Consider the following 3610-nt stretch of genomic DNA (forward strand, 5'->3'; position numbering starts at 1 on the left):
CACCCGCCCTGCCCGTCTCGTGGGTCGGGCGGATCGAGCACGGACTGGCGATCGGAAGGGGCTGGGGAACGTGTGCCCGAGCGGCTTCGAGTGGACCACATCGGTGATACTGCCGCGGCTATGCTGGGTCGTAGGCAAGGGTTACGCCGTACCGCGCTAACTCGAGTGCTACGAGTAATTGAGGAGCGCGGCGTCGCTGTGCACGGTGATAGTTCCGCCCCGGCGTTTCCCGATGTGATGGCGGTGCTGCGGCAGCGCACGGCCGAGGCGCATACCCGGCTTGAGAACGCGCTGGAGCTGCTGTCACCTGACCTTTCGGTCAGTCGTTATCGTGATGTTCTGATGCGTATGCACGGTTTCTACGATGCGCTGGAGCCGCGGCTTGACGAAAGGCTGACCGGCGCCGGCTCGCCGCTGCCCGACTGGCCGTCGCGGCGGAAGGTGCCGCTGCTGCGGCATGATCTGCGCCTGCTTGGCGTCGACGAGGCCGCTCTCGCCACGCTGCCACGCCCGCGAGTGCCCGCGGTCGGCGATGTGGCCGCAGCCATGGGCGTGCTCTACGTCTTCGAGGGTGCCACGCTCGGCGGCCGGTTCATCGTCCGTCACGTCGTGACGACGGCGGTGCCGCCGGCGGCGACGACGTTCTTCGGCTCCTATGGCGACGAGGTCGGCCGGCGCTGGAGCCAGGCCCGCCATGCGATCCGGGCCTGGACGGCCGGCGAGGCCGCGCGGGTGGAGTCCTGCGCGGTCACCGCGGCGGCGTTGTTCGGCGCGCTCGAGGCGGAATTCGCCCGGTGAGCGGCCCCGACGAACCCACCGCGGCGCCGCGGTCGGAGACGCCGCAGTCGGAGCCCGTGGACCTGACGAACTGCGACCGCGAACCCATCCATATCCCGGGCAGCGTGCAGCCGCACGGCGCGCTGCTCGCCGTCCGCGCGGACGGCGATCTCACGGTGGTCCAGGTCTCCGCCAACATCGGTGAGGCCCTCGGCCACGAGCCGGCGGCCACGATCGGCCGGCCGCTGCACGACGTCTTCGGCCGGGCGGCGGCGAAGACGGTCCGTGACGTCGTACGGACCGCGTTCGACCTGCGTGAGGCGAGCCCGGTCGATCTCGTCCTGGGTGACGGTGACGACCTGCGGCGCTACGACGCGCTGCTGCACCGAGTGGGTGGGCAGATAATCATCGAGCTGCAGGCCGCCCGCAGCGCTCGGCCGCTGTCCTATTCCGTGACCTACGCGCGAACTCGGCAGTCCGTGCTGCGCCTGAACAGCTCCCGTTCGCTCACCGACCTCTACGACGTGGTGGTCGAGGAGGTCCGCCGGCTGACCGGATTCGACCGGGTGATGGTCTACCGGTTCGACGCGGAATGGAATGGCGAGGTCGTCGCGGAGGCGAAACTCGACCGCCTGAACGGTTTCCACGGGCTGCACTATCCGGCCACGGACATTCCGGCGCAGGCCCGCGCCCTCTACGAACGGTCGTGGCTGCGGCTGATCCCGGACGTGGACTACCGGGCGGTCCCGCTCGTCCCGGCGGTGAACGCGGTCACCGGCGGGCCGCTCGACCTCGGCGACGCCTGGCTGCGCAGCGTCTCGCCCATCCACCTCGAATACCTGAAGAACATGGGCGTCACCGCGTCGATGTCCATCTCGCTGCTGCGCGACGGCCGGTTGTGGGGCCTCATCGCCTGCCATCACTACTCCGGCCCGCACGAACCCGGCTACGAGATCTGCGCCGCCGCCGAGTTCCTCGGCCACCTGTTCTCGCTGCGGCTGGTGTCCCGGGAGAACGAGCAGACCCTGGAGTCGACGCTGGCGACCCGCGAGGCGCTCGACCGGCTCCTCGCCGAGGCGCGCAGCGATGGCGCCGCACTGGTCGACGTCCTGACCGCGGACGGGACGAACCTCGCCGACCTGATCTCCTGCGGCGGGGTCGCGGTTGCGATCGACGGCGAGTACCGCACGTTCGGCGCGGTTCCGCCGCGGGAGGCGCTGCGGGCGGCCTTCGACGCCCTCGCCACCGAGGGTGCCATCCTCGCCTGCGACGCGCTGCCCCGCGATGTCCCCCACCTGGCCGAGCATCGCGACGTCGCCTGCGGGATCCTCGCCTTCCGGCTGTCCGGGGACGAGGGCGTCGCCTGGTTCCGACCGGAGACCGTCCGCACCGTCGACTGGGGCGGCGACCCGCACAACAAGGAGCTGCTCGCGCGGGAGGGCACCGGGGTGCGGCTCAGCCCGCGCCGGTCGTTCGACCGCTGGCGCGAGGTCGTCCGTGACCGGGCCCGCCCCTGGTCGGCCCATGATCTCGCGATCGCCGGCGAGCTGCGTCAGCACCTGCTGCGGCTGGTGTATCCGCCGGCGCGGCGCGGCGCCGACCTCGCCCGGCTGATGCAGGAGAGCCTGCTGCCCGAGCGTCTCCCGACGATCCCCGGCTTCGAGATCGAGGCGTGGTACGACCCGGCGGCCGCCGGGCGGGTCGGCGGCGACTGGTATGACGCGGTCCCGATGCCCGACGGCCGGGTGGCGGTCATCGTCGGCGACGTCGCCGGGCACGGCGTCGCCGCCGCGGGCACGATGGCGCAGCTGCGTAACGCCCTGCGCGCCTACGTCGTCGACCTCGACCCCGCCGACCCGTGGCCCGCCCGCGGCGTCCTCGACCGCCTCGACCGGCTCACCGCCGCCCTGCTGCCCGAGGCCATCGCCACGGTCGTCGTCGCCGTCACCGATCCGGCGACCGGCCTCGCGCAGGTGGCCTCGTCCGGGCATCCGCCGCCGCTGCTGCTGCCGGCAGGGGGGGAGCCGGTCGTCGTCGAGATGGAGATCGCGCCACCCGTGGGTGCCTGGCTGCTCGGCCTGCGGTCCGCCCGACCCCGGGCGAGGGGTGCCGTGCCCGACGGCAGCGGCGGGGGCCTCAGGAGGCTCGGGGATTTCGGGGACTTCGGGGATTTCGGGTGGACGGCGCAGGTGCGCCTCGCGCCAGGGGACGCGCTGGTCCTGTTCAGCGACGGACTCACCGAGCGGCGCACCGAGGCGCCCGACGTCGGCATCGAACGGCTGCGCGCCCATGCCGCCGGCGCCGCGTCGGCCCATCCGGACCTGCGCAGCCTGGGCGACTCGCTGTTCCGGACCTGCCGCGACCCCGACAACGACGACGACGCCACCCTGCTCCTGCTCCGCCGGCGCCCGACCGGGCACCCCTGAGACAGCGCCGAGGCGCGGGTCCAGACGTGGACCCAGCCCGCCCCACCGACGCGGAGAACCGGACGGCGACCATCGCGAGACCTACGGGCGTGTCCATCGGGGCACCGCCGTCCCCGACACCTGGAAGGATTGACAGCGGCAGGTTCGAGCCGGCGATCCGGCGGCGCCAGGGCGACGACGCAGCGCGTCCCGTCCGCCGCTGCGGGCCCCGGCATCCGACGGAGGGAAGTATCGATGGTCGACTTCAAGGGCGCGCTCGGCAAGCTCGGCGACCTGGCGGAAGAGCACGACGACAAGATCGACGCCGCCGTCGCCAAGCTCGGTGACGTGGTCGACGATCGCACCGACCACAAGCACACCGACCACATCGACCGCGCCGTCCGCGAGATCCAGGACCGCACCTGACC

At 72.6% G+C, this 3610-nt stretch carries 3 protein-coding genes; all 3 read left to right on the forward strand.

The annotated features are described in order from the left end of the window. The first annotated feature begins 198 nt into the window (after positions 1 to 198). The 3 genes from NBZ85_RS28920 (at position 199) to NBZ85_RS28930 (ending at position 3608) form a co-directional block, all read left to right on the forward strand. The gene (locus NBZ85_RS28920; RefSeq protein ID WP_261557007.1) at positions 199 to 798 is read left to right on the forward strand and encodes a biliverdin-producing heme oxygenase; all 600 of its coding nucleotides are present in this window, start codon (positions 199 to 201) and stop codon (positions 796 to 798) included. Then, on the forward strand, positions 795 to 3203 hold the full coding sequence (locus NBZ85_RS28925; protein WP_261563124.1) for a SpoIIE family protein phosphatase: 2409 nt from the start codon (positions 795 to 797) through the stop codon (positions 3201 to 3203). The genes NBZ85_RS28920 and NBZ85_RS28925 overlap by 4 nt, the downstream gene beginning before the upstream one ends. Positions 3204 to 3437: 234 nt before the next feature. Next, positions 3438 to 3608, forward strand: coding sequence for an antitoxin (locus tag NBZ85_RS28930; protein WP_011606420.1), 171 nt, complete (start codon positions 3438 to 3440; stop codon positions 3606 to 3608). Positions 3609 to 3610 lie beyond the last annotated feature (2 nt).

This window comes from Frankia tisae (assembly GCF_025403405.1).
In the GTDB taxonomy this organism is placed as follows: domain Bacteria; phylum Actinomycetota; class Actinomycetes; order Frankiales; family Frankiaceae; genus Frankia; species Frankia tisai.

Coding starts and splice junctions, on each gene's coding strand:
- NBZ85_RS28930 (WP_011606420.1), top strand. CDS start 3,438: ATGGTCGACTTCAAGGGCGCGCTCGGCAAGCTCGGCGACCTGGCGGAA.